Genomic DNA, 24,035 nt, shown 5'->3' on the forward strand with positions numbered 1-24,035 from the left:
TGAGACGATCCCCCGCGTCGCCCCAGACGGACGGCAGCATGCGCCAGGCCCCCTCTACGGGAGACCCGGACGTCCTGAGTATAGTTGGCTGATAGCCAGTCAACGCAGGAGTTACAGCATGTCCCCGCGAAGCGCATCGGTCAATGAAGAGTTGCGCAGGCGTTCCCGGGAACGGCTCCTGCAGGCGGCCTTGGAGCTGGTCAGTGAGCGCGGGTACGAGGCCACGACCTTGGGCGACATCGCGGACCGGGCCGGTTCGGCGCGCGGACTGGTGTCGTACTACTTCCCCGGAAAACGCCAGCTCGTGCAGTCCGCCGTGCACCGCCTGATGCACCGCACGCTGGAGGAGGCCCTGGAGCGCGAGCCCCGGACCGACGACGGGCAGGAGCGGATGGCGCGGGCCATCGACGCGATCCTGGGCCTCGCACACGACCGGCCCGTCCTCATGCGCCAGCACATGGCCGGGCTCCTCCAGGGTGAGGGCTTCGTGCAGTGCCCGGAGCAGCGGCGCCTGTCCGAACTGCTCGGGCAGACGATCGCGCGGTACGGGTCGGGGAACGTCCCCTCCGACTACCCCATGCTGCGCGCGCTGCTCATGGGCGCGGTCTACTCGGCGCTCGTGCCCGGGGTGCCGATGCCGATTCCGGTGCTGCGCACCGAGTTGTTCGAACGGTACGGCCTCGACTGGGAGTTGGGGATCCCGCCGGAGTCCCGTGCGCGAGCCGGAACGCTCGACACGGACTTCTCACGCTTCTTCGCGACGGACGACAGGTCCGCACTCCCGCCCATTCCCGCACCCGCGCCCGGGAGTTCGGCCGACGACCGGCCGACCGAGCCCTCGGACGCGTAACTGCCCTGCTCAGCGCCGAGCGTGACGAGGCGTCAGGAATCCCGCGTCCCGCGCCTGCGAGATGAGCCGAAGAGAACGGCGCCGACTGTGTCCGGTCGCGCACATCACCGCGAGGACGGGATCAACTCCCTCCTCCTGCGCGGCCCGATACTCCTGGGCGATCTGCCACCGCCCCTCGATGCCGCGCGGCCAGGCCGGCCGGGCCCGGCGCGCTCCGCCCGGCTCCGTCCACTCCTCCCCCTCCGCGGGCACCGGTTCCAGCCCGCACGCCTCGAAGAGCGGCCCCTCAAGCCAGTCGGCCAGCACCGTCAAGTCGTCGAGGGACAGGGCCGGTTGAGCCCGTACGTCCTCGACGGAGACGGTCTGCTCGCACACCACGGCGAGTGCGTCGACCCGGGCGCCGTCGGGGAAGGCAAGCCGGACGTGGAACCACGAGGTGGCGCCGTCATGCTCCTGCACTTCCCACGCGGGCCACACGGACACCGCACCGTCCGACGGAGAGCGATCGGAAAGATTAACGAAGGATGCTTCTAGCACATACGCAACGTAACCGCATGATCACACTCCATACGAACGGACACGCGCGCCCCCGGCGCGTACGGGTCCGTTCAGCACCCTGTCAGCGGAGCACCGGTGGTGCGATCCTGGAGTCGTCAGTGGTCTGGCGAATCAGCGTTCTCCTGCGTGCCTGACGGGTGAGGAGTTCCGCCGTGCTGCGTGTCGCCGTCGTCGGCTCCGGGCCGAGCGGGGTCTACACCGCCCAGAGTCTGGTCCAGCTGGAGCCCGGGGCGCTGGTCGACGTCCTGGACCGGCTGCCGTGCCCGTACGGTCTGGTGCGCTACGGCGTGGCACCGGACCACGAGAAGATCAAGTCGCTGCAGAACAGTCTGCGGGCGGTCCTGGAGCACGGGCGGGTGCGGTTCCTCGGCGGGGTGCTCGTGGGACCTGGCGGGGTGCCGGCCGCCCGGCTGCGGGAGTTGTACGACGCGGTCGTGTACTGCGTGGGTGCCGCCACCGACCGTCACCTGGGGATTCCCGGTGAGGAGCTGCCGGGCAGCTGGTCGGCGACCGAATTCGTGTCCTGGTACAGCGCCCACCCCGACTCCACCGCCGACGGTTTCGTGCTCGGCGCGCGCTCGGCCGTGGTCATCGGCGTGGGCAATGTCGCGGTGGACGTCACGCGGATGCTGGCGCGCGGCGCGGCCGAGTTGAGCCGTACCGACATCCCCCAGGCGGCACTCACCGCGCTGGCCGCGAGCGGGATCACAGATGTCCACATGGCGGGCCGGCGCGGCCCCTCGCAGGCCCGCTTCACCACCAAGGAACTGCGCGAACTGGGCGGCCTCCCGGGCACCGAAGTGACCGTGGATCCGGCCGAGTTGGCGCTCGACCCGGGCTGTCTCGACCTCTCCGCCCTGCCCGGCGCCCAGCGCCGCAACGTGGAAGCACTGCGCAACTGGGCCGCACTCCCGCCCCAGGGCGCCCCACGCCGTATCCACCTCCGCTTCTTCCTCCGTCCCGTCGAACTCCTCGCCGACGCCGGGCGCGTGGGCGCCGTGCGCTTCGAACGCACCGCGCCGGACGGGCGGGGCGGAGTGGTCGGCACAGGCCAATTCGAAAAGATCGAGGCGCAGTTGGTGCTGCGCTCGGTGGGCTATCGCGGGGTGCCGCTGGACGGGCTGCCGTTCGACGCCGAGCACGGCACCGTGCCGCACCTGGCGGGCCGTGTCGTACGCGAGGGCAGGACCGTACCCGGCGAGTACGTGGCCGGCTGGATCAAGCGGGGCCCGACCGGCGTCATCGGCACCAACCGCCCGGACGCCAAGGAGACGGTGACGTCGCTGCTCGCGGACGCGCCCATGCTCGTACGACGGGACCCGCCCGAGGACCCGCTCCTCGCACTGCGCGCCGAAGGGATCGAGCCGGTCGAGTGGGGCGGGTGGGAGGCCATCGAGCGGGCCGAGGCGGAGTTGGGGGTCTCGCTCGGGCGGGGTGGAGTGGTCAAACTGCCGGACTGGGAGGCCCTGCTGGCGGCGGCACGTGAGGCGCACACATAGAGATATGTGGGGCGCACACATAGCAGCTGGGCAAGACACACGGCGGCAACAAACCAGAAATCAACAAACTGTTCAAGGCGCCTACGGTCTCGAACTGTTCGCACGTTTCTCCCCTCTCCGCCGCTCAGGAGTGCCCATGGCCACGACCACACCCGTGCATCCCGTCGACGAGGTCCCACCCGTACGGCAACTGGCCGCCTTCGGGCTCCAGCACGTGCTCGCGATGTACGCGGGCGCGGTCGCGGTGCCGCTGATCGTTGGCGGGGCGATGAAGCTGTCGGCCGCCGATCTGGCGTATCTGATCACCGCGGACCTGTTGGTGTGCGGGATAGCGACGCTCATCCAGTGCATAGGCTTCTGGCGGTTCGGCGTGCGGCTGCCGATCATGCAGGGCTGTACGTTCGCCGCGGTGTCCCCGATGGTGCTGATCGGTACGACGGGCGGCGGACTGCCCGCGATCTACGGCTCCGTGATCATCGCGGGGCTCGCCATCGCGCTCCTGGCCCCCGTCTTCGGCAGGCTGCTGCGCTTCTTCCCGCCGCTGGTCACCGGCACGGTGATCCTGATCATCGGTCTGTCGCTGCTGCCGGCGGCGGGCAACTGGGCGGCCGGCGGCCAGGGCGCGAAGGACTTCGGTGAGCCGAAGAACATCGCGCTCGCCGCGTTCGTCCTCGCGGTCGTCCTCGGTGTGCAGCGGTTCGCGCCGGCCTTCCTCAGCCGGATCGCGGTGCTGATCGGCATGGCGGTTGGGCTTGTGGCCGCGGTGGTCTTCGGGTTCACGGACTTCAGCGGGGTCGGGGACGCCGACTGGGTGGGCATCAGCACACCGTTCCACTTCGGTACGCCCACCTTCCATGCCTCGGCGATCGTGTCGATGCTGGTGGTGGCGCTGGTGACGATGACCGAGACGACCGGCGACCTGATCGCGGTCGGCGAGATGACCGACCGCAGGATAGAGCCGCGTTCCCTGGCCGACGGACTGCGCGCCGACGGCCTCTCCACCGTCCTCGGCGGCATCTTCAACACCTTCCCGTACACGGCGTACGCGCAGAACGTCGGCCTCGTCGGCATGACCCGCGTCCGCAGCCGCTGGGTCGTCGCCGTCGCCGGTGGCATCCTCGTCGTCCTCGGCCTGCTGCCCAAGCTCGGCGCGGTCGTCGCCGCGATACCGGCGCCGGTGCTCGGCGGCGCGGGACTGGTCATGTTCGGCACGGTCGCCGCGAGCGGTCTCCGCACCCTGACCCAGGTCGACTTCAAGGACAACCACAACCTCACCGTCGTCGCCGTCTCGGTGGCCGTGGGCGTGCTCCCGGTCGGGGTGCCGACGATCTACGCGCAGTTCCCGGACTGGTTCCAGACGGTGATGAACAGCGGCATCAGCGCGGGCTGCCTGACAGCGATCGTGCTGAACCTCCTCTTCAACCACCTTCCGTCGAAGGGGAGTTCACCCGCCACCAGCACCGCGGCTCCCGCCGGCGCCGTCGCGGAGGAGCCGGTCGTCTAGGGTCGACCGGCGGATCCTGCCGCAGACGCGGGGCATGGCACGCACGCCGCTCTACTCACCGGCGCCGATCAGGCACCGCCGATGTCCTGCACCCTGGTCAGCGCAGCAGTCCGGCGGGGACCGTCGCGGCCAGCACCCCGTATCCCGCCGGATTGAGATGCAGCCAGTCGCCGACCTGGAGGGACGGGAGCAGTCGGCGCGGGTCGGCGGGGTCGCGTACAGCGCGGTCGAAGTCGAGGACCGCGTCGAAGCAACCGGCCGTGCGGATCCAGGAGTTGACCACCCGGCGGGAGGACTCGCGTTCGCCCGCCGGGTCGTCGTAGGTGTTGCCGCCGAAGGGGAGCAGGGTCGCGCCGTAGACGCGGATGCCCTGGGCGTGGGCGCGGACGACGATCTGGTCGTAGGCGGCCAACAGGTCTTCCGTGACCTGGTGTTGGGCGGCGGGAGTCGCGTCGGCGGTGCCGATGTCGTTGACGCCCTCGAAGACGATGAGGCGGGTGACTCCGCTGCGGGAGAGGACGTCGCGGTCGAGTCGGGCGAGGACGTTGGGGCCGAGGCCGTCGTTGAGGACACGGTTGCCCCCGGCTGCCTGGTTCAGGATCGCCACGGACACGGTGGCGGGGTGGGTGCGGAGGCGGTCGTAGAGCTGGTCGGGCCAGCGGTCGTTGGCGTTGGTCGTGGAACCGCGGCCGTCGGTGAGCGAGTCGCCCAGGATCGCTACGGCCGCGGTGGCGCGCGGGGCCAGGACCTCGACGTCGCTCAGCAGATACCAGTGGTCGACCGGGGTCGCCCCGGGCAGCAGGTCCTGGTCCTCGGTGTGGTCACCGGTGCGCAGGTACGACGTCGTGCGCGAGCCCGGGTGCGAGGTGAGCGCGAGAGAGGGCTGGCCCGTCGCCAGGTAAGCCGTCACGGTCAGGACGGACGCGGGGCGCAGGTCCAAGTCCAGTGGATCGGAGACTAGTTGGGCGCCCACCGGGACGGTCGCCGATCTGCGTCCGGCGAAGGTGGCTGGTCTGCCGCTGCCGGGCACGATCGCGCTCGCTCCTGCCCTGCCGTCCTGCGGGAGCGCCAACGTCACCGCGGTGAGCGGGAGCGGGGTGTCGCCGTAGGCGTTGGAGAAGCGCAGGCGCAGTTTCCGGCCTCCGGTGGTGACGCGGAGTGTCTGGCGCAGGGTGGTGTCGACGAGGACCGAGCCGGTGCCGGTGAACGGCGCCGGTGGCAGGTTACCGGGCTCGGTGAGCTGGGGCATCGCCGTCCAGGTGTTCACCCAGTGCGTGACGGGAGGGGCCGAACTACCCTCGGCGCGGGCTGGGTTGGTGGCGACCAGGGCCGACAGTGCCGTTGTCGTCGTGGCGACGATCGCTGTCCGTCTCGTTGGCTGCACGGAACCGGCCTTCCTCTGGCGGGAGTTGGGAGCGGGGGTGCGTGCCGGAGGCGTCGGGCACGCACCCCGAAGTGGATCAACCGACTGTGCAGGCCGTCCCGTTGAGCGTGTAGGCCGTCGGCGCCGCACTGTTGCCGGTGTGGGTCGCCTGGTACCCGATGGTCACGCTCGCGTTGGGGGCGATCGTGCCGTCGTACGAGGCGTTGGTGGCCGTCACCGTGCCGGAGGCGGGGGCGTACGTGGCGCCCCAGCCGTTGGTGATGGCCTGGCCGGCGGGCAGGGTGAAGCCGAGCTGCCAGCCGTTGACCGTGCTCGTGCCGGTGTTGGTGAGCGTCACGGAGGCGGTGAGGCCGGTGTTCCAGGCGCTGGTCTTGACGGTCACCTCGCAGGCGCCCGCAGGAGGTTGGGGCGCGGAGCCGGAGTCGAGGCCGAAGAAGGTGAGGACGCGGGCGCCCATGCCGTAGGTGTAGAGGTTGTGGGTGACGCCCTGCAGGCTGATCGCCTCGACGGGGGCCTGGTCACCGGTGGCGCCGTAGCGGGTGCGGGTCCAGCCGGTCGCCGGGGAGTCGGTGGCGGCCGGGGTCTGGCTGACGCCCAGCACGTTGGTCCACTGCTTGATCTCCTCGCCGAAGTTGGGGTAGCTCAGCGTGTCGTCCGCGGTGCCGTGCCACAGCTGCATGCGGGGGCGGCGGCCGGTGTAGCCGGGGTCGGCGCCCCGGACCAGGTCGCCCCATTGCTGGGGGGTTTGGATGACGGTGCCGTTGGCGCAGGCGGTGTTCCACTCGGAGCCGTCGGTGGTGGCGAAGCAGCCGAACGGTACGCCGGCGAAGGCGGCGCCGGCCGCGAACACGTCGGGGTAGTCGCCGAGGAGGACGTTGGTCATCATCGCGCCGGAGGAGATGCCCAGGGCGTAGACGCGGGAGGTGTCGGCGGAGTAGGTGCTCGTCACCCAGTCGACCATCGACTTGATGCCGACCGGGTCGCTGCCGCCGTCGCGGTGCAGGGCCTGGGGCGAGGAGACGTCGAAGCACTTGCTGGCGCGGGTGACCGACGGGTAGACGACGATGAAGCCCAACTGGTCGGCCAGCGAGGCGTATTCGGTGCCGGAGTACATCGCGGGGCCCGATCCCCCGCAGTAGTGCACGGCCACGACGACCGCCGGGTGCGCGGTGACGGCGGCCGGGACGTACACATACATCTGCAGGTTGCTGGGGTTGGCGCCGAAGCCGGTGACCTCGGTGAGGGTGGCGGTGGGGACGGCCTCGGTGCGGGCGGCGGCCGGGGGTGCCAGGAGGGTCAGGGCCGCGAGTAAGGGCACCAGCGCTCCGAAGAGGGCGACGAGTACCGAACGCGGCGGTTTTCTCGATGACTTGAGGGTGTCGGCGGCTGTGGGGCGCACGTCATCGTCCCTTCCTGATCGCGGCTCGTGCGGCATCTTTCGGGGAGAGCAATCGGCATCGTGGCATGGACACGGATGCCATGGAAGCGCTCCCACGCTTCGAATAGTTTCTGCACAAGCGTTGACTAGAAAGCGCTTGCACCCTACGTTCCGTTCAGAAGTGTGACCGCGCGGTCCTTCATGGCGTACATCGTTCACGTACACGATCACCCCACTTCCCCGGAAGGGACGCACCCGCATGCGTACTCGCCCCCCACATACACATCCACGACGATCAGCCCTGGCGGCGGTCGCCCTCGCCGCGGCGGCCGTGCTCACGCTCCCCCAGCCCGCGTCGGCGGCCGACGCCTCGCCGGTCGGTTTCGGTGCCGGGACGACCGGTGGCGGCAGCGCCGCGGCGGTCACGGTGTCGACGCTGGACGCCTTCAAGTCGGCGGTCACCGGCGCCAGTTCGAAGGTGGTCAAGGTCAACGGCCGGATCTCGCTGAGCGGTCAGGTCGACGTCGGGTCCAACACGACCGTCCTGGGCGTCGGTTCGGCGTCCGGGTTCACCGGTGGCGGGCTGCGCCTGAAGAAGGTGACGAACGTCGTCGTCCGCAACCTGAACATCAGCAAGCCGGTGGCGCCCGCCGACGGCATCACCGTGCAGGCCTCGACGAAGGTGTGGATCGACCACAACGCCTTCTCGTCCGACCTCGACCACGGCAAGGACTACTACGACGGCCTCGTCGACATCAGCCACGCCTCCGACTACGTCACCGTCTCCTGGAACACCTTCAAGAACCACTACAAGGGCTCACTCGTCGGCCACAGCGACAACAACGCGAGCGAGGACACCGGGCATCTGCGGGTGACCTACCACCACAACTGGTTCGACCAGGTCAACTCCCGCATCCCAAGCCTCCGTTTCGGCACCGGGCACTTCTACGACAACTACGTCGTCGGCGCCGAGACCGCCGTGCACTCGCGCATGGGCGCCCAGATGTTCGTCCAGAACAACGTCTTCCGGGACACGGAGGTCGCCGTCACGACGAACCGGGACAGCGACGTGGACGGCTACGCCAACCTCAGCGGCAACGACCTCGGTGGAGCCGCCACCGAGATCTCGCAGGTCGGCACGTTCACCAGCCCGCCGTACAGCTACACCGCCGAGCCCGCCTCGACCGTCGTCGCCTCGGTGACCGCGGGCGCGGGCACCGGAAAGCTCTGACCACTCCCCACCTCGGAGAAGGAATCGGGACATGACTTCTTCCCTACGGCCACGCGTGCTCACCGGCGCGGCGACGGCCTTCGGACTCTCGCTTGGCATGATCATGGCATCCGGCGCGCTCTCGCCGGCCAGTGCCGCCACCTGGCCCACCGCGAGCGGCAGCCAGGCGGTGACCTCGACGATCTCGGTCTCGGGCACCAAGGACTACGGGATGCTGCGCCTGTACGGCAGCGGTGACCTGGGCACGGGCAGCCAGGACGAGGACCAGGGCCCCATCCTGGAGCTGGCCGCCGGCGCGGTCGTCAAGAACGTCATCATCGGCTCTCCCGCCGCCGACGGCATCCACTGCCTGGGCAGTTGCACGCTGCAGAACGTCTGGTGGGAGGACGTCGGCGAGGACGCGGCGACCTTCCTGGGCTCCTCGTCGTCCAACGTGTACACCGTCTCCGGCGGTGGCGCGAAGGAGGCAAGCGACAAGGTGTTCCAGTTCAACGGTGCCGGGACGCTCAACGTCTCCAACTTCGCGGCGCAGACCTTCGGTACGTTCGTCCGCTCGTGCGGCAACTGCAAGACGCAGTACAAGCGCACGATCAACCTCAACACCATCGAGGCAACGTACAAGGGCAGTCGGATCGTCGGCATCAACACCAACTACGGTGACAGCGCGACCTTGAAGGCCATCACGATCGTCGGGGACACCAGCAAGAAGATGATCCCCTGCCAGAAGTACATCGGGAACAACACGGGCGCGGAGCCGACGACCAACGGCACGGGCGCGGACGGGACTTACTGCAAGTACGCGTCCTCGGACATCACGTACAAGTAGGCCTCCCACGGTGACGGCGGCCGTACGAAGCGTCCCCGCACGGCGCTTCGCACGGCCGCTCCGGCACGAACTCAGCCCGGCGGTACGGCCGTTGACCGCATGCCGAGCCACTGCTCGGCGTCCCACGCCTCGAACCGCTCCACCTCGGTGAACCCCAGCTTGGCCGCGAGACGCATCGAACGGGCGTTGGCGCTCTGGGTGGTGAGCACCACCGGCTCACCGGGAAGGACCCCGTCGAGCCAGCCGAGCGCCGCCGCGCACGCCTCGGCGGCGTACCCGAATCCCCACGCCCGCGGCAGGAACAGATAGCCGAGATCGACCTTCCCCTCGGCGGCCGGGCGACTGTGCCCGGTCGCTCTCCTGAGCAGGATCAGGCCGATCATCGCCCCGTCGAGATCGACGACGAGGCTCCCGGGCCGATGCTCGGGCACCTCGGGCGTCTTGCGCTCAAGCTCATCGCGCGGGTGGGGACCGCCGAGGTAGGTGTGCACCTCTGCCGAGGCGAGCAGTTCGATGAAGGTCGCACGGTCCCGCGCCTCGGACCCACGCAGCACGAGCCGTCCGGTTCCGATCGGCTCGGGCGGCCAGTCCGCGAGTCCCAGATCTTCCATCCGCGCACGCTAACAGACGATCAAGCCGACCGAACTAAGCGGCCTATGCCGGGTTCCCCAGCGTGGTCGCGATCAACTCCCGCCGGTGGCGCGTGTATTCGGTGCGCAGAGCCGCGCCCGGCCAGTCGGCGGGCAGGAGTTCGGCGGGCAGTACCGGGTCGGCGAGCAAGTGCCGTACGGCGGCGGCGAGGACGGTGAAGCGGTCGGCCGGGTGGTCCGCGGTGGCGGTGATCCGGTCGAGCAGCGCCTCGGCCGTCTTCGCCCAGGCGTCAAGTGGCCAGAGGTTCGTGGCCAGTTGGCGGGCGGGCTCTTCGGGGCGGGTGGTGAAGTGCCGGGCGACCGCGCCGAGTTCGTCCGGTCGGGGTCGTAGCAGATTGGCCGGGCGGAGCCAGACTCCCTCGCGGAGTTCCGCGAGCCGGAGGGTGGTCAACTTGCCGCGCAGGTCGGCGCGTTCGGCGGGGCCGCGGCCGGTCACGGTGACGACGGTCATCTCCCAGTCGCCGTCCCAGGGGCGGGTCTCGGGGTGCACGGCGGCGTCCTGGCGGCGCTGGCGTTCCAGCAGGCGGTCGCTGAGCCGGTAGACCGCGTCCGTGGTCCGCAGGTCGCCGGCGGCCACCATCCGGCTGAGCGCGGCGCGGAGCGTGGAGCCCGCGACGCCGAGGGGTTCGACGGCACGCAGCAGATCCCGTACGGGCAGCTCGGGCGGGTGCGTGCCCAGCAGCAGGCTGAGGACGACCGACCGCGCGGACAGCGGGCGCAGATCCACCTCGCCGGGGTCTTCTGACACGTTCATCCGCATGGCCTCGTACTCTACGTGGCGATTCTCTTGTTACATCATTGATGCGGTCGTGAAGATAGTGCAACACTGCTGGTATGGCCCAGACACTCGCGCACATACCGCCGCAGCCGCGGAACGCCACGCACGACGTCACCAACCAGCCCCCGCCCCTGACCCCGTACGACTCCTCCGAGGACGCGGCCCTCCTGGAGGGGCTGCGCCGGGAGGGTGCCGGGTGGGCCGAGGAGGACGTCCGGCGGCTCGGGCGGGCGGCGGGCAGCGAGGAGGCGCAGGAGTGGGGTGAGCAGGCGAACCGGCACGAGCCGGAGCTGCGCACGCACGACCGCTACGGCAACCGGATCGACGAGGTCGAGTTCCACCCGAGCTGGCATCGGCTGATGGGCGTCGCCGTGGCCGAGGGGCTGGCGGGCGCGCCCTGGGCGGACGAACGCCCCGGCGCCCATGTGGCCCGCACCGCACGGGGGTTGGTGTGGGGGCACACCGATGCCGGGCACGGTTGCCCGACGTCGATGACGTACGCCGCCGTCCCCGCCCTGCGTGCGACGCCCGAACTGGCCGCGGTCTACGAGCCGTTGCTGACGAGCCGGGTGTACGACCCGGTCCTGCGCGTCCCGACCGAGAAGCGTGGACTGCTCGCCGGAATGGGGATGACGGAGAAGCAGGGCGGCTCCGACGTCCGCACCAACACCACGACAGCCACCCCCACCACCGAACCCGGCGTCTACACCCTGCGCGGGCACAAGTGGTTCACGTCGGCGCCGATGTGCGACGTGTTCCTCGTGCTGGCACAGGCGCCTGACGGACTGACTTGCTTCCTGGTGCCGCGCGTTCTGCCCGACGGCAGCCGCAACACGTTCCGTATCCAGCGGCTGAAGGACAAGCTGGGCAACCGTTCCAACGCGTCCTCGGAGCCCGAGTTCGACGGGACCGTCGCCTGGCTGGTCGGCCCCGAGGGGCGCGGCGTCAAGACCATCATCGAGATGGTGAACTGCACCCGCCTGGACTGCGTGATGATGTCGGCAACTCTTATGCGCAAGACGCTCGTCGAGGCGGGCCACCATGTGCGCCACAGGTCCGCGTTCGGCGCGCGACTGCTCGAACAGCCGCTGATGCGCAACGTGTTGGCCGATCTGGCGCTGGAGTCGGAGGCCGCCACGACACTCACACTGCGGCTGGCGGGCGCGGCGGACCGCGCGGTGCGCGGGGACAGCGCCGAGTCGGCGTTCCGCCGGATCGCCACCGCCGTAGGCAAGTACTGGGTCACCAAGCGCGGCCCGGCCTTCACGGCGGAGGCCCTGGAGTGCCTCGGCGGCAACGGCTACGTCGAGGACTCGGGCATGCCCCGCCACTACCGCGAGGCGCCCCTCCTCTCGATCTGGGAGGGCTCGGGGAACGTCAACGCCCTTGACGTACTACGGGCGTTGACCCGCGACCCCGGTACAGCGGAGGCGCTGTTCGCCGAACTCGCCCTGGCGCAGGGCGCGGACGCCCGCCTGGACGCGGCCGTGAGTCGGCTGGAGAACGGGTTGAGCGAGGCCACCGAGACGGGAGCCCGCCGTCTCGTCGAGCAGATGGCGTTGACCCTCCAGGCCTCCCTCCTGGTACGACACGCCCCGGCCGCGGTCGCCGACGCCTTCTGCGCGACCCGGCTCGGCGGCGACTGGGGACACGCCTTCGGCACCCTCCCCGACGCCGCCGACCTCGACACGATCCTCGCCCGCGCCCTGCCCGAAGGTGACTGACCCTCGGTCACCTCCCGATTCCGCTTCGTTGTCAGTGGCGTGGTGCAGACTCGCGATCAGTTGGCACTGCGCCTGGGGAGGACAACGTGTTCACGGGGATCGACGAGGTCGGCTGGACCTCACTGCGCCATGCGTACGGCAGTGCGGAGGACGTGCCCGGACTGCTCCGGGGACTGGCCTCCACGGACCCCGTCGAGCGGGCGGGCGCGCTCGACGGGATGTACGGCGCGGTGCACCACCAGGGGATCGTGTACGACTCGACGCTCGCCTGCGTTCCGTTTCTGCTCGCGCTCGCCGCTTGCGAAGAGGTCGCGGACCGGGGCGGGTTGGTGGAGCTTCTGGTCAGCATCGGCCAGGGACACGCACAAGAGGAGGGGGAAGCGGGTGACGGGTGCGGCCCGGCCGATGCCGCCGTCAGTGCGGGCGCCGAGGTCTTCGCCGTCCTCATCGTGGACCGGGACTCCGGCGTGCGCCGCGCGGCAGCCGAAGCGCTCGTCCGCTTCCTCGACCAACCCGCGCGCGTACTGGGCATGTTGCGCCGGCGGATCGCGGTGGAGCGCGACGACCGGGTCCTCCTCGCCCTCACCGAGAGCGTGGGCCTGTTCGTACGCCGGCACCCGTCCCACGCCCCCGAGGCGCTGGACATCCTGCTGATGCTCGGCACTCCGCCGTACGACCCCGGTCTACGGCTCGCCGCGCTCGGCCAACTCGCGGGCTGCGCACCCGACCTGCTCCCCGCCGACCTCGTCCCGACCGTCGTCGAACTGCTCGGGGAGCGGTCGGAGCAGCGCCGGTCGGGCCGCTCGACACCGGTCGAGGGCGACGATGCGGACCCGGACACGCTCGCCGGACGGTTACGGCGGCTGCGGCCCTCGGACGAGGAGGGCGCGCTGCTGCTGCGTACGCTGCACACCGCGCTCGGCGGGCGGGTGGGCGACCGGATCGCCCTGCTGGAAGGGCAGTTGACCAGCCCTGACCCGGCCGACCGGTGCAACGGGGTGTGGATGTCGGCGGGGTTGTTCCGTGAGTGGCGGGCCGACTACACGGTGCCCGTCGAGCTGATCGGTGAGCAACTGGGCGCGGGGGCGCCTCCGTTGCTCGGTGTGGCGGTGTCGGACCGGTTGCGCGATGCGGCGGTGTCGGTCCTGGGCGATCTCTTCCACCTGGCCGCGCCTGCCGCCGACCACCTCCACGCGCTGGTGATCTCCCGCCCCGACCTGTGGGTGCACCGCTGGGAGCGCCGGGCGCCGACCCTGGGCGGTCCGCTCAAGTCCCTTGCCCGCAGCGGCGATCCACGGGCGACACCGGTACTGGCCCAGGTCCTCGCGCAGCCGGCCGTACCCGCCGATCTGGGACGCGTGATCGTCCACCTCGGCCGCGCCGCCGCACCGCTCGCCCCGGCACTACGACACCGGCTCGGTCAGGTACCCCTCGACTCCCCCGAGACCTACGACCGTGCCGTACCCCTGCTGTCGGCACTGACCGCGCTCGCCGATCGGGAGGCCGTGCCGGAGGTGGTGCGGCTGTTGGGTGGGATGGCGGACGGCGTGCGGCTGAGGCACCGGGTCGTGGAGTCGGCGGTGCGGGCGCTCGATGTGTTCGGGGGTGGCACGGAGGCGGTCGTACCGGTGCTGCGGGGCCTGTTGGAGTCCGAGTGCGCTGGTGTCGCCGCGGGTGCTCTGTGGTCGATGGAGGGGGATGCCTCGGCCGTACTGCCGGTGCTGATAAGGGAGTTGGCGGGACCGGACACGCATCGGCGCCGGGCTGCCGCGGAGGCACTGGCTCGGCTGGGGTCGGCCGCGCGGACCGCGGCGCCCGGGTTGGCGCGGATGGTCGGGGCGGAGTGCGCGCGGGAGCGGACGGCGGGCGCGTGTGCGCTGTGGCGGGTCACCGGGGAGGTGGAGAGAGTGCTTCCGGTACTGCGCTCTGCCTGGGTGGAGCATCCGGAGGTGCGGGGTGCTATTGCCGCGTGTCTGGTCGACATGGGGGCGGCCGGGGCGCCTCTGCGTGACCTCGTGGAGGCGGAACTCGCCACTCCGCGACGGCATTTGGTGCGGTCGGACGGGCACGGGAGCCAGGACGTGCTGGAGGACGAACGGCTGTTGGAGGTGTGCCGGGAGGTGCGGGGAGCTTGAGACCGGGTGGGAGTGGGTGCCGGAGGTGCGGGGCGAGGGAGACCCGGGCAGGCCTGTCTGCCTCCAAGTTCGAGCCGCGCAGGTGGGGTCAGGGCTGTCTGTCAGGAAGGGCGCGTGGCTTGAGACCGGGCGGGCCGGATGACCAGAGGCGCGGGCGCGTGAGATCGGACGGGTCCGTGTGCCGGGGCGTTCGGGCAGACCAGGACGGTCGTGGCCGTGTGCCGGGAAGTGCGGACGGCTTGAGACCAGGCGGGCCGGAGGACCGGAGGTGCTGGACACATGACATCGGACGGGTCCATGCGCCTGGGAGTTCGGGCCGAGTGGAACCGGTCAGGGCTGTGTGCCGGGAAGTACGCGCGGCTCGAGACCAGGCGGGCCGGAGGACCGGAAGTGCTGGACACATGACACCGGACGGGTCCATGCGCCTGGGAGTTCGGGCCGAGTGGAACCGGCCGGGGCTGTGCGCCGGGCAGTGCGGGCGGCTTGGGACCAGGCGGGGCTTTGGACGGGCACCACGAGGGCCCCTGTCTGCGATCCGCAGGGCAGGGGCTCGTGGCGCCGGGCCGGGTGCTCAGCCCGTCTTGCGGCCCCACAGTGGGCCGAAGCGGGCCCACTCCTCGTCCCACTGGTCCATGCGCCGGCGTTCCAGCCGGCCGCGCAGGGCCCGGGCGCTGACGTAGGGGACGGCCGCCGCGCCCACGCCCAGGAGGGTGCCGATCATGACGGCCCGCAGTTTGGCCTGCGAGGCGCTGGCGGGCTTGGTGACCAGGTGGCCCTGCGGGTCGGTCCAGACGGTCACCGGAGTGCCTATCGCGCTGCCGGAGGGGACGCGTATCTGGCCGGTGTGCGAGGAGCCGTTCACGGCCGTCCAGCGGACCTTCGCCCAGACCGGTTCTCCGCTCGTCCTGCCGGAGTTCGCCGGGGCGGGGCCGGGCGCGTCCTGGACCACCAGGGCCACCACGGGTTTCCAGTCGACGCGTTCCTGGGCCAGCTCGTGTTCGACGGACTGGGTCGCCGTCAGGCCGGCGAGCACCCCGGCGAGGACGGTGATCAGCCAGGCGCCGAGCACGATCCACGATTCCACCGCATCGGCGCGGCGCTTGAGCGGATTCCGCCGCCACCGCCACAGCCACACCTTCGGACCTCGGAACGCCATCGAAGGCATCCTCCTCATGAACGCACTGACATGCCGAACCGCCCTCCCATACGGGAGACGTCTCCTCGATGCTCACGACGAATACCCCGACTCGACGTTCCCATGGCTGCCCGGACTCCCGCAGGCGCTTCGCGCGAAGGCCTCGTACATCTGCCCCCACGGGCCGATTTCGGCGTCCTGACCTGCGGTGATTCCGGTTCCAGGGGTGACTGTCAGTGGTGGGGTGCAGACTGGGCGGTGACGGGGGGGCAAAGTCGCCAAAAACGCAGCGGAGGTGATCGGCATGACGGAGGTTCTGCTCGCGGTGGGCACGCGAAAAGGCCTGTTCATCGGGCGCAGGCGAGGTGGGGTCTGGGAGTTCGACGAGAGTCCGTACTTCAACGCGCAGGCGCTGTATTCGGTCGCCGTCGACACCCGCGGCCCAACCCCGAGACTGCTGGCCGGTGGTGACAGCTCTCACTGGGGTCCGTCCGTGTTCCACTCCGACGACCTCGGCCGGACGTGGGCCGAGCCGGCGCGGCCCGCGGTCAAGTTCCCGAAGGACACGGGGGCTTCGCTGGAGCGGGTGTGGCAGCTGCACCCGGCGGCCGCGGAACCCGACGTGGTGTACGCGGGCACGGAACCGGCCGCACTGTTCCGCTCCGAGGACCGCGGCGAGAGCTTCGAACTCGTCCGTCCCCTCTGGGAACATCCCACGCGTTCGCGGTGGGTGCCCGGCGGTGGTGGGGAAGGCCTGCACACCGTCCTCACCGACGAGCGCGACCCGCGCGCCGTGACGGTCGCCGTCTCGACGGCCGGGGTGTTCCGCACCAGTGACGGAGGCGAGAGCTGGGCGCCGTCCAACTCCGGTGTCTCGGCGGTGTTCCTGCCGGATCCCAACCCGGAGTTCGGCCAGTGCGTGCACAAGATCGCGCAGGACGCGGCGACCCCGGACCGGCTGTATCTGCAGAACCACTGGGGCGTGTACCGCAGCGACGACGCGGGCGCGCACTGGACGGACATCGGCGCGGGCCTGCCGTCCACGTTCGGCTTCGCGGCGGCCACCCACCCCCATCGCGGCGACACGGCCTACGTGTTCCCGATCAACGCCGACGCGGACCGGGTGCCCGCCGAGCACCGGTGCCGGGTCTTCCGTACGGCGGACGCGGGCCGGAGCTGGGAGGCGCTGTCGGCGGGTCTGCCGACCGAGGACCACTACGGCACGGTGTTGCGCGACGCGATGTGCACGGACGGCGCGGACCCGGCGGGCGTGTACTTCGGCAATCGCAACGGCGAGGTGTTCGCGTCGGACGACGACGGGGACAGCTGGCGGCAGTTGGCGTCCCACCTCCCGGACGTGCTGTGCGTGCGCGCGGCGGTGGTCGCGTGAGGGTGGGAACTTCCGGAACGGCAACTCCCGCCAGGGCAGGCTTCGTTCACACGCGCCCACGGTTCGGTCGTTCTCGGTCGGGCCGCGACCACCGGTTGATCGCCGGGCACTGTACGGCAGTAGGGTGACGCCCGTGGCACCACGACCGTTGCATGAGATCGTCGAACCGGGCTGGGCGAAAGCCCTGGAACCCGTGGCCGGACGCGTCGCCGGGATGGGGGACTTCCTGCGCGCGGAGATCGCCGCGGGGCGCACCTATCTACCGGCCGGACCGAACGTCCTCCGAGCCTTCCAGCAGCCCTTCGACGACGTCCGCGTCCTGATCGTCGGACAGGACCCCTACCCGACTCCGGGGCACGCGGTGGGGCTGTCGTTCTCGGTGGCCCCCGAGGTACGTCCGCTGCCGCCGAGCCTGCTCAACATCTACCGGGAGCTGAACACGGACCTGGGGCTCCCCCAGCCGTCCAACGGCGATCTGACCCCGTGGAGCCAGCAGGGGGTGCTGCTGCTCAACAGGGCGCTCACCACGGCCCCGCGCAGTCCGGCCGCCCATCGCGGCAAGGGCTGGGAAGAGGTGACCGAGCAGGCGATACGGGCGCTGGCGGCACGCGGCAAGCCGCTGGTGTCCATCCTGTGGGGCCGCGACGCCCGCAACCTCCGGCCCCTCCTCGGCGACCTGCCCTCGGTGGAGTCCTCGCACCCGTCCCCGATGTCGGCCGACCGCGGCTTCTTCGGTTCTCGCCCCTTCAGCCGCGCCAACGACCTGCTGGTCCGGCAGGGAGGACAACCGGTGGACTGGCGTCTGCCATGACGGTTCCGGGGGACGGTTCACCGGATTCCGTGGAAAGGTTCCTCGCCGTGGACTCGGGAGGCTCCGGGCTCCGGGTCGTCGTGGGTGAGATCGGCAGTGGCCGAAGATCGGGCCCGCTCTCGTCCGGGGAACCCGTTCGGACCGGTGCCCGTGGGATCGACCCCGGGCATTTCATGGAGCGACTGGCGCCCATGGTGAGGGCGTTGACCGAAAGAGGTGCGGTGTCCGAGGTGGGCACGGCCGTCATCGGGGCGGCCGGGGTCGCCACTCTCGGGGACGGGTTGCGGGCCGAGTTGCCGGGGGCGTTGACGCGGGAGTTCGGGGTACGGACCGTCGCGCTCGCCGCTGATGCCGTCACTGCTTATGCGGGTGCCCTCGGGGCGCGGCCCGGTGCCGTGGTCGCCGCCGGTACCGGGCTGATCGCGATCGGCACCGATCTCACCGGGTGGCGAAGAGCCGACGGTTGGGGTCATCTGCTCGGCGACTGCGGTGGCGGGGCCTGGATCGGGCGGGCCGGGCTGGAGGCGGCGCTGCGGGCTTACGACGGGCGGGACGGTGGTTCCGGGGCGTTGTTGAGCTGTGCCGAGGAGCAGTTCGGGGCGATGACGGGGTTGCCGGGGCAGTTGTATCCGCGGTCGGACCGGGCCGCCGTACTCGCGGCTTTCGCGCCCCGTGTCGCCGAGCGCGCCGCGGACGACCCGGTGGCGGCCGGCATCCTGCGCGCGGCCGCCCGGCACATGGCCGAGTCCGCCGTCGCGGTCTGCCCGGCCGGCGGCGAACCCCGAGTCGCGCTCACCGGTGGCCTGTTCAAGATGGGCGAGCCTCTCCTCGTACCGCTGCGTGAGGAGTTGGCGAAACGGCTGCCGCATGCGCGGGTGGTTCCGGCGGAGGGTGATCCGCTGGACGGTGCCGAGCGGATCGCGCGTGATCTTGCCGCGGGCGCGCTCGCTCTGCCGTGTGACGACGTGATGTTGTCCGTGGTGAGCCCAAGGGAACTCCGTGGCGAGCCCAAAGGGACAAGGTGATCACTTCTGATTCGTACGTAACTCATCAGACAAAACAGGACGGATACCGCTCACCTGCACCCTCCCCGAACAGGGGAGCCCAGGAAGCCAGTAACATGCCTCGCCATGAGCTCCCCCACTGGGCCCGCGTCCGGCCTGCCAGTACGAATGCCGCGACCTCGCCAGCCCGGGCGGCACCGCCGACCCGAGCAGCTGGCGGCTCCCGAGGGCGCGCCCGCGCTGGTCCTCGCCGTGCCGGGCACGCCCAGCGCGGCCACGCGCAGCCTCGCCGAGGAGGTCGTGAGCATCGCGCGCTCCGAGCTGCCCGGTCTCGACGGCCGCATCGGTTATCTCGACGGGGACGACTCCGAGTTCCCCACGCTGACGTCCGTGCTCGCGCACGCCGCCGAGGAGCGCACCGCCCGCTTCGAGCAGGCCAGGGCCGCCGGCGCCGACGTCAAGGAGCCGGACGGGCCGGTGGCCGTCGTCGTGCCGCTGCTCGCCGGTCCGGACAGCGCGCTGCTGCGCCAGGTCCGTCAGGCCGTCATGGACAGCCGGGTCGCGGCCGACCTGACCGATGTGCTCGGCCCGCACCCCCTGCTCGCCGAGGCGCTGCACGTGCGGCTGTCCGAGGCGGGTCTGGCCCGTGCCGACCGCGCCCGGCTGTTCACCGTGGCGACCGCGGCGGACGGCATCATCCTCGCGTCCGTGGGCGGCGAGGAGGCCGTGCAGGCGGCCGGTATCACCGGCATGCTGCTCGCCGCGCGGCTCGCCGTGCCGGTGATGGCTGCGGCTCTGGACCAGGAAGGTTCGATCGCGGCGATCGCGGAGCAGCTGCGCGGGTCGGGTTCGCAGCAGCTGGCGCTGGCGCCGTACCTGATCGGCCCCGAGATCGACCCGGGTCTGCTGCAAGGAGCTGCCGCCGAAGCCGGCTGCGCCGCCGCCGAGGCGCTCGGCCCGTACCCGGCGATCGGCAAGCTCGCGCTCGCCAAGTACACGACGGCGCTGGGCATCGCCCCGCCGCAGCAGCAGGGCGCGCCGGTTCGCTGATCCACCCCGCACGCGTAACGCCGTAGCGCCGAAAGGGCCCCTCCTCATGTGGGAGTGGGCCCTTCGGCACGCGTGCCTGGCAAGCGCGTCGGATTCAGTCGAAGACCACGCAGGACGCGGCGGTCACCTTGATCGAGCCGCCGCGGCGCGGGACGCCCGTGGCGGGGTCGACGGTGAACCACGTGACGTCGCCGGAACGCTCGTTCGCGACGTACAGGTGACCGCCGGCCTCGGCGATCGCGCGCGGCCAGTGGCCTTCGCAGGGCACCGTGCCGATCAGTCGCAGCCCGTCGCCCTCGACGGCGAGCACGGAGAGCACGTCCTCGCCGCGGGTCGCCGTCCAGACGAAGCGGCCGTCCGGCGAGGTCACGATGCCGGACGGGTAGGCGGCGTCGCCGTCCGGCGGGCCGGGCAGGACCGGCACCTCGGTCAGCGGCTTCAGTGCGCCGCTCCCGGCGTCCCAGCGGCAGACGGTGACGGTCGGCGTGAGTTCGTTGAGGACGTAGGCGTGCGCGCCGTCGGGGTGGAAGGCCAGGTGGCGGGGGCCCGAGCCGGGCCGGAGCGCGATCTCGCGGTGCGGTACGGGGCGTCCGTCGTCCAGCGTGCACACCCGCACGGAGTCGGTGCCGAGGTCGACGCTGACCGCCCAACGGCCGCTCGGGTCGGGCTGGATCTGGTGGGCGTGCGGACCCTGCTGGCGCTGCTGGTGCGGGCCGGAGCCGATGTGCCGGAGCTGCCCGGAGGGGCGGCTCGCCAGGGTGCCGTCGGGGCGGACCGGCACGGCGGTGACGCTGCCGGAGCCGTAGTCGGCGGTCAGGACGTGCCCCGCGAACAGGCTCAGGTACGTCGGCCCCGCGCCGCCCACAAGCACCGGCGACCCCAGCAGCTCAGGCTTGTCACCGTTCACGCCGTACGCGGCCACCGCGCCCTCGGCCGTCTCGCTGACGGCGTAGAGGGTGTCCCCGTCGGGTGCCAGGGCGAGATACGAGGGGTCGGGGACGCCGTCGACGCTGCTCAGGACGGTCAGCGCGCCGCTGTCCGCGTCCACGGCCGCTGCGACAACACCCGGGCCGCCCGCCGCCGTGAACGACCCGATGAAGGCCCGCCGCCCCCGCCTGCCGCCGTCTGCCACCGCTGTCCCCTCTCGGTCAGTGCTGTCCGGGGTGACGGTAGCAGTCGATCATGACCGGTCTAGACCAAATCCCGGAGCTTTCTCCCGCCCAGCCCTACGGGTCTCACTCCCGTGCTGGCTCACGTCTCGCTCCCGTACCGGCTCAAGCTCCGACGAGCCGTGAACCAGACCGTGCGCGCAGAGGCTCCGCCAGTTCCGCGAGGGCGCGTTCCAGGCCGTGGAGGTGGGCCAGCGCAGGCTCCGCGGGGGGCCCGGCCGCCGTGGTCGTGAGCCCCGACGCGTCGCCGTCGGTGAGTGCCTCGACCGCGGTCTCGACGCGCCAGCAGGCGGCGGCGAGGCGGGCGTCGTGGGAGGCCTCCGGGTCGGCGGCCACGGCGACGAGGCCGCGGATCTCGCGGGCGCAGTCGTCGAGCAGGGAGAGCACGCGGCGGGCGCGGCGTTTGCGGCCGAGCGCGGGGTTCAGCGGGTGCACGAGGGGCGCGACGGACAGCCGTACCCGGCCGAGGAGTTGCTCCAGTTCGGCGACCCGTCCGGCCGGGTCGGCGGTCGCGGAACCGGCGAGGCGGGCGGCGGCCTCGGCGGTGCAGGTGTGGACGCAGCGCAGGGCGCGTTGGATCCAGGCATCGGTGGTGGTGTGGGTGGTCACCGGGAGCACGAGGAGGACGGCCAGTACGGCACCGAGCGCGCCGACGCCGGTCTCCGCGAACCGCAGCGCCAGCAGGCCGGGGTTCAGGACGCCGAGGAGGCCGTAGAGCAGCTCGGCCATCAAGGTCACCGAGAGCATCATCCAGGTGTAGGAGACGGCGGCCGAGTAGAAGATGCCGAAGACGCAGGCGGCGACCAGGATCGCGGTGGGGACGGGGGCGCCGTGGACCGGTACGGCGACGAGCAGGCCCAGGGCGATGCCGAGGACCGTGCCGAGGACGCGGCGGAAGCCGCGGACCACCGTCTCGCCGCGCGAGGCGGTGTTCACGAAGATCCACCAGGTGGCGCCGACGGCCCAGTACCAGCGCTGCCCGGACACCAACTGGCCCACGACGAGCGCGAATCCGGCACCGGCGGTCGCCTGGACCGCCTGCCTCGTGGTCACACGGGCCAGGCCGCGACCGGCAGTTGGGGCGGGTACGGCGGTCGGAGGCAGTCGGCGTTCGTAGCACCAGAAGCCGAAGCGGACCGTCGCCGCGGCGAGCGCAGAGAGGACAACTGCCGCGTACAGCATGGGCAGTTGGTCGGTGGTCGCGTGCAGGAACTGCGCCACGAAGAAGGTCATGAACGCGAAGACGCCGAGGCTGTGGCCGCGCGGTCCCCAGCGGCGGGCGTAGACGCCGGCGCCGACCACGGCGAGGAAGGTGAGGTCGCGGGCGACGGGGTGGTCGTGCAGTTCGGCCGCGGCGGCGAGCACCGGCAGGCCCACGCAGGGCAGCAGCGCGGTGGTGACGGCCTGCCCGCGCGCCGAGGCGTCCGTCACTGTGAACAGGGCGAGCAGCGCGGCGAGACCGCCGGTGACGGCGCCCGCGAGGGACTGCCCGGTCAGCCCGCAGACGACGACCGCGAGGCCGATGCCGAGGACGGCCCGACCGGCGAACCGCAGCCGCACGCGCCCCGGGTCCGGAGCCACGAACACCCTTTTCAGCACTGCTTCCCGCCCCCTGCGCATACCTCTGGACACCGGCATGAAAAAGGCGCCGCGGAGGTCCGCAGCGCCATCGACATGCCCATGAGAGCATCATCGGGGCGACTGGCTCAAGTGGCTCGTGACCGAGTGGGCCATTGGCGCAATCCCAAGGTGCTGAGCCATTGGTACAGTCTTGCGTCATGAGCGTGGACGAACTCGACACCCGCATCCTGAGACTGCTTCTGGAGCAGCCGCGTACCAGCGTGCGCGAGTACGCCCGGCTGCTCGGCGTCGCCCGCGGCACGCTCCAGGCGCGGCTCGACCGGATGGAGCGGGACGGGGTGATCACCGGTACGGGCCCCTTCCTGTCCCCCGCCGCGCTCGGGCACCCGGTGCTCGCGTTCGTGCACATCGAGGTCACCCAGGGGCATCTCGACGAGGTCGGGGACGCGCTGGCCGCCGTACCGGAGATCGTCGAGGCGTTCTCGATCACCGGTGGCGGGGACCTGCTGACCCGGGTCGTCGCACGGGACAACGGCCACCTGGAGGACGTGATCCAGCAGCTGATCAGCCTGCCGGGGGTGGTCCGCACCCGGACCGAGATGGCGCTGCGCGAACGCGTCCCGCACCGGTTGCTGCCGCTGGTGGAGTCGATCGGCCGCGCGGCCGGCACGTGACCCTTGGCATCCTGAACCCATGAGCAATCTCGGCGGCCTCTCGGTCATCTTCGATCTCGACGGAACACTCGTGGACAGCGAGCCGAACTACTACGAAGCCACCCGGCAGACCCTCGCCGAGCACGGCGTCCCGGACTTCACCTGGGCCCAGCACGAGCGCTTCGTCGGCATCAGCACCCAGGAGACCCTCGTCCTGCTGAAGGAGCGCTACGGCCTGAAGGCGCCGGTGGAGGAGCTGCTCGCGGAGACGAACCGCCGTTATCTGACGCTGGCCCGGGCCGCGACGCGCGTGTACCCGGAGATGCGGAAGTTCGTGGAGCTGCTCACGGCCGAGGGCGTGCCGATGGCGGTGGCGTCGGGTTCGTCGCCGGAGGCCATCGGGGCGATCCTGACGGGCACCGGGCTCGACGCGGCGCTGCGGACCGTGGTCTCGGCGGACGAGGTGGCGCGAGGCAAGCCCGCGCCGGACGTCTTCCTGGAGGCCGCGCGCAGGCTCGGGGCGGCTCCGGCCGACTGTGTGGTCCTGGAGGACGCGGCTCCGGGCGCGGCGGCGGCGCACGCGGCCGGGATGCGCTGCGTCGCGATCCCGTACGTGGCCGCGCAGGCCGACGCCCCCGAGTTCGCCACGGCGGGGCTGCTACTCCGGGGCGGGCAGGGGGAGTTCAGCGGGCAGGGGGCGTACGACTGGCTCACCGGGAGCTGAT

General features: G+C 71.4%; 21 protein-coding genes. 13 read left to right on the top strand and 8 right to left on the bottom strand.

The genetic code is table 11. The features are described 5' to 3' along the window. Nucleotides 1-118: 118 nt before the first annotated feature. Nucleotides 119-850: a TetR/AcrR family transcriptional regulator gene (locus tag ACGFY9_RS11765; protein WP_393753560.1), complete on the top strand. Its 732-nt coding sequence runs from the start codon at nucleotides 119-121 to the stop codon at nucleotides 848-850. Nucleotides 851-859: 9 nt separating this feature from the next. Here ACGFY9_RS11765 and ACGFY9_RS11770 read toward each other — a convergent pair whose 3' ends face one another. Next, nucleotides 860-1,333 (bottom strand): DUF6214 family protein, encoded by a 474-nt coding sequence (locus tag ACGFY9_RS11770; RefSeq protein WP_393753561.1) that lies wholly within the window; start codon nucleotides 1,331-1,333, stop codon nucleotides 860-862. A gap of 227 nt (nucleotides 1,334-1,560) precedes the next feature. Here ACGFY9_RS11770 and ACGFY9_RS11775 point away from each other — a divergent pair, with 227 nt between their 5' ends. Both ACGFY9_RS11775 and ACGFY9_RS11780 read left to right on the top strand, forming a co-directional pair. Further along, on the top strand, nucleotides 1,561-2,907 hold the full coding sequence (locus ACGFY9_RS11775; RefSeq protein WP_393753562.1) for an FAD-dependent oxidoreductase: 1,347 nt from the start codon (nucleotides 1,561-1,563) through the stop codon (nucleotides 2,905-2,907). A gap of 136 nt (nucleotides 2,908-3,043) precedes the next feature. Then, complete coding sequence (locus ACGFY9_RS11780; protein ID WP_393753563.1) at nucleotides 3,044-4,411, top strand: nucleobase:cation symporter-2 family protein; 1,368 nt, start codon at nucleotides 3,044-3,046, stop codon at nucleotides 4,409-4,411. A gap of 97 nt (nucleotides 4,412-4,508) precedes the next feature. Here the strand turns inward: ACGFY9_RS11780 and ACGFY9_RS11785 are convergent, their stop codons facing one another. Together ACGFY9_RS11785 and ACGFY9_RS11790 are read right to left on the bottom strand one after the other, a co-directional pair. Next, nucleotides 4,509-5,795: an SGNH/GDSL hydrolase family protein gene (locus tag ACGFY9_RS11785; RefSeq protein ID WP_393753564.1), complete on the bottom strand. Its 1,287-nt coding sequence runs from the start codon at nucleotides 5,793-5,795 to the stop codon at nucleotides 4,509-4,511. 76 nt (nucleotides 5,796-5,871) lie between these two features. Continuing rightward, nucleotides 5,872-7,194, bottom strand: a complete 1,323-nt coding sequence (locus tag ACGFY9_RS11790; protein ID WP_393753565.1) for a PHB depolymerase family esterase — start codon at nucleotides 7,192-7,194, stop codon at nucleotides 5,872-5,874. Nucleotides 7,195-7,432: 238 nt separating this feature from the next. On the opposite strand from ACGFY9_RS11790, the gene ACGFY9_RS11795 reads away from it, so the two are divergent. Then, on the top strand, nucleotides 7,433-8,404 hold the full coding sequence (locus tag ACGFY9_RS11795) for a polysaccharide lyase family 1 protein (protein WP_393753566.1): 972 nt from the start codon (nucleotides 7,433-7,435) through the stop codon (nucleotides 8,402-8,404). A 31-nt stretch (nucleotides 8,405-8,435) separates the two neighbouring features. Further along, nucleotides 8,436-9,230, top strand: coding sequence for a pectate lyase (locus tag ACGFY9_RS11800; protein ID WP_393753567.1), 795 nt, complete (start codon nucleotides 8,436-8,438; stop codon nucleotides 9,228-9,230). 71 nt (nucleotides 9,231-9,301) lie between these two features. Here ACGFY9_RS11800 and ACGFY9_RS11805 read toward each other — a convergent pair whose 3' ends face one another. Both ACGFY9_RS11805 and ACGFY9_RS11810 read right to left on the bottom strand, forming a co-directional pair. Further along, complete coding sequence (locus ACGFY9_RS11805; protein WP_393753568.1) at nucleotides 9,302-9,841, bottom strand: GNAT family N-acetyltransferase; 540 nt, start codon at nucleotides 9,839-9,841, stop codon at nucleotides 9,302-9,304. A 43-nt stretch (nucleotides 9,842-9,884) separates the two neighbouring features. Next, nucleotides 9,885-10,640: a PaaX family transcriptional regulator C-terminal domain-containing protein gene (locus ACGFY9_RS11810; protein ID WP_393753569.1), complete on the bottom strand. Its 756-nt coding sequence runs from the start codon at nucleotides 10,638-10,640 to the stop codon at nucleotides 9,885-9,887. Nucleotides 10,641-10,714: 74 nt separating this feature from the next. On the opposite strand from ACGFY9_RS11810, the gene ACGFY9_RS11815 reads away from it, so the two are divergent. Continuing rightward, nucleotides 10,715-12,382, top strand: coding sequence for an acyl-CoA dehydrogenase family protein (locus ACGFY9_RS11815; protein ID WP_393753570.1), 1,668 nt, complete (start codon nucleotides 10,715-10,717; stop codon nucleotides 12,380-12,382). Nucleotides 12,383-12,468: 86 nt separating this feature from the next. Further along, nucleotides 12,469-14,517 (top strand): HEAT repeat domain-containing protein, encoded by a 2,049-nt coding sequence (locus ACGFY9_RS11820; RefSeq protein WP_393753571.1) that lies wholly within the window; start codon nucleotides 12,469-12,471, stop codon nucleotides 14,515-14,517. A 571-nt stretch (nucleotides 14,518-15,088) separates the two neighbouring features. Here the strand turns inward: ACGFY9_RS11820 and ACGFY9_RS11825 are convergent. Next, nucleotides 15,089-15,673 carry a hypothetical protein gene (locus ACGFY9_RS11825; RefSeq protein ID WP_393753572.1) on the bottom strand — a complete coding sequence of 195 codons (585 nt, stop codon included), beginning with the start codon at nucleotides 15,671-15,673 and terminating at the stop codon, nucleotides 15,089-15,091. A 283-nt stretch (nucleotides 15,674-15,956) separates the two neighbouring features. Between ACGFY9_RS11825 and ACGFY9_RS11830 the strand changes: the two genes are divergently transcribed. From ACGFY9_RS11830 to ACGFY9_RS11845, 4 genes are all read left to right on the top strand, one after another. Next, complete coding sequence (locus tag ACGFY9_RS11830) at nucleotides 15,957-17,042, top strand: WD40/YVTN/BNR-like repeat-containing protein (protein WP_393753573.1); 1,086 nt, start codon at nucleotides 15,957-15,959, stop codon at nucleotides 17,040-17,042. A 133-nt stretch (nucleotides 17,043-17,175) separates the two neighbouring features. Further along, nucleotides 17,176-17,853 carry a uracil-DNA glycosylase gene (locus ACGFY9_RS11835; protein WP_360074925.1) on the top strand — a complete coding sequence of 226 codons (678 nt, stop codon included), beginning with the start codon at nucleotides 17,176-17,178 and terminating at the stop codon, nucleotides 17,851-17,853. After that, nucleotides 17,850-18,878 (top strand): N-acetylglucosamine kinase, encoded by a 1,029-nt coding sequence (locus ACGFY9_RS11840; RefSeq protein WP_393753574.1) that lies wholly within the window; start codon nucleotides 17,850-17,852, stop codon nucleotides 18,876-18,878. Before ACGFY9_RS11835 ends, ACGFY9_RS11840 begins: the two co-directional genes overlap by 4 nt. Nucleotides 18,879-18,983: 105 nt before the next feature. Further along, the gene (locus ACGFY9_RS11845) at nucleotides 18,984-19,907 is read left to right on the top strand and encodes a sirohydrochlorin chelatase (protein WP_393753575.1); all 924 of its coding nucleotides are present in this window, start codon (nucleotides 18,984-18,986) and stop codon (nucleotides 19,905-19,907) included. A 94-nt stretch (nucleotides 19,908-20,001) separates the two neighbouring features. Here ACGFY9_RS11845 and ACGFY9_RS11850 read toward each other — a convergent pair whose 3' ends face one another. Next, on the bottom strand, nucleotides 20,002-21,039 hold the full coding sequence (locus ACGFY9_RS11850) for a lactonase family protein (protein WP_393753576.1): 1,038 nt from the start codon (nucleotides 21,037-21,039) through the stop codon (nucleotides 20,002-20,004). A 142-nt stretch (nucleotides 21,040-21,181) separates the two neighbouring features. Beyond that, a complete protein-coding gene (locus ACGFY9_RS11855; RefSeq protein WP_393753577.1) occupies nucleotides 21,182-22,675 on the bottom strand; it encodes an FUSC family protein in 1,494 nt (497 codons plus the stop codon). A 179-nt stretch (nucleotides 22,676-22,854) separates the two neighbouring features. On the opposite strand from ACGFY9_RS11855, the gene ACGFY9_RS11860 reads away from it, so the two are divergent. Then, nucleotides 22,855-23,331 carry an Lrp/AsnC family transcriptional regulator gene (locus tag ACGFY9_RS11860; RefSeq protein ID WP_393753578.1) on the top strand — a complete coding sequence of 159 codons (477 nt, stop codon included), beginning with the start codon at nucleotides 22,855-22,857 and terminating at the stop codon, nucleotides 23,329-23,331. A gap of 19 nt (nucleotides 23,332-23,350) precedes the next feature. Continuing rightward, the gene (locus ACGFY9_RS11865) at nucleotides 23,351-24,034 is read left to right on the top strand and encodes an HAD family hydrolase (protein ID WP_393753579.1); all 684 of its coding nucleotides are present in this window, start codon (nucleotides 23,351-23,353) and stop codon (nucleotides 24,032-24,034) included. Nucleotide 24,035 lies beyond the last annotated feature (1 nt).

It is taken from the genome of Streptomyces sp. NPDC048504, from assembly GCF_043200035.1.
Classification (GTDB): Bacteria; Actinomycetota; Actinomycetes; order Streptomycetales; family Streptomycetaceae; genus Streptomyces.

Bases quoted from the DNA above. Each gene is read 5' to 3' on its own strand.
- ACGFY9_RS11840 (WP_393753574.1), top strand. From the start codon at position 17,850: ATGACGGTTCCGGGGGACGGTTCACCGGATTCCGTGGAAAGGTTCCTC.
- ACGFY9_RS11830 (WP_393753573.1), top strand. From the start codon at position 15,957: ATGACGGAGGTTCTGCTCGCGGTGGGCACGCGAAAAGGCCTGTTCATC.
- ACGFY9_RS11780 (WP_393753563.1), top strand. From the start codon at position 3,044: ATGGCCACGACCACACCCGTGCATCCCGTCGACGAGGTCCCACCCGTA.
- ACGFY9_RS11810 (WP_393753569.1), bottom strand. From the start codon at position 10,640: ATGCGGATGAACGTGTCAGAAGACCCCGGCGAGGTGGATCTGCGCCCG.
- ACGFY9_RS11860 (WP_393753578.1), top strand. From the start codon at position 22,855: ATGAGCGTGGACGAACTCGACACCCGCATCCTGAGACTGCTTCTGGAG.
- ACGFY9_RS11765 (WP_393753560.1), top strand. From the start codon at position 119: ATGTCCCCGCGAAGCGCATCGGTCAATGAAGAGTTGCGCAGGCGTTCC.
- ACGFY9_RS11795 (WP_393753566.1), top strand. From the start codon at position 7,433: ATGCGTACTCGCCCCCCACATACACATCCACGACGATCAGCCCTGGCG.
- ACGFY9_RS11800 (WP_393753567.1), top strand. From the start codon at position 8,436: ATGACTTCTTCCCTACGGCCACGCGTGCTCACCGGCGCGGCGACGGCC.
- ACGFY9_RS11825 (WP_393753572.1), bottom strand. From the start codon at position 15,673: ATGGCGTTCCGAGGTCCGAAGGTGTGGCTGTGGCGGTGGCGGCGGAAT.
- ACGFY9_RS11815 (WP_393753570.1), top strand. From the start codon at position 10,715: ATGGCCCAGACACTCGCGCACATACCGCCGCAGCCGCGGAACGCCACG.
- ACGFY9_RS11865 (WP_393753579.1), top strand. From the start codon at position 23,351: ATGAGCAATCTCGGCGGCCTCTCGGTCATCTTCGATCTCGACGGAACA.
- ACGFY9_RS11805 (WP_393753568.1), bottom strand. From the start codon at position 9,841: ATGGAAGATCTGGGACTCGCGGACTGGCCGCCCGAGCCGATCGGAACC.
- ACGFY9_RS11845 (WP_393753575.1), top strand. From the start codon at position 18,984: ATGAGCTCCCCCACTGGGCCCGCGTCCGGCCTGCCAGTACGAATGCCG.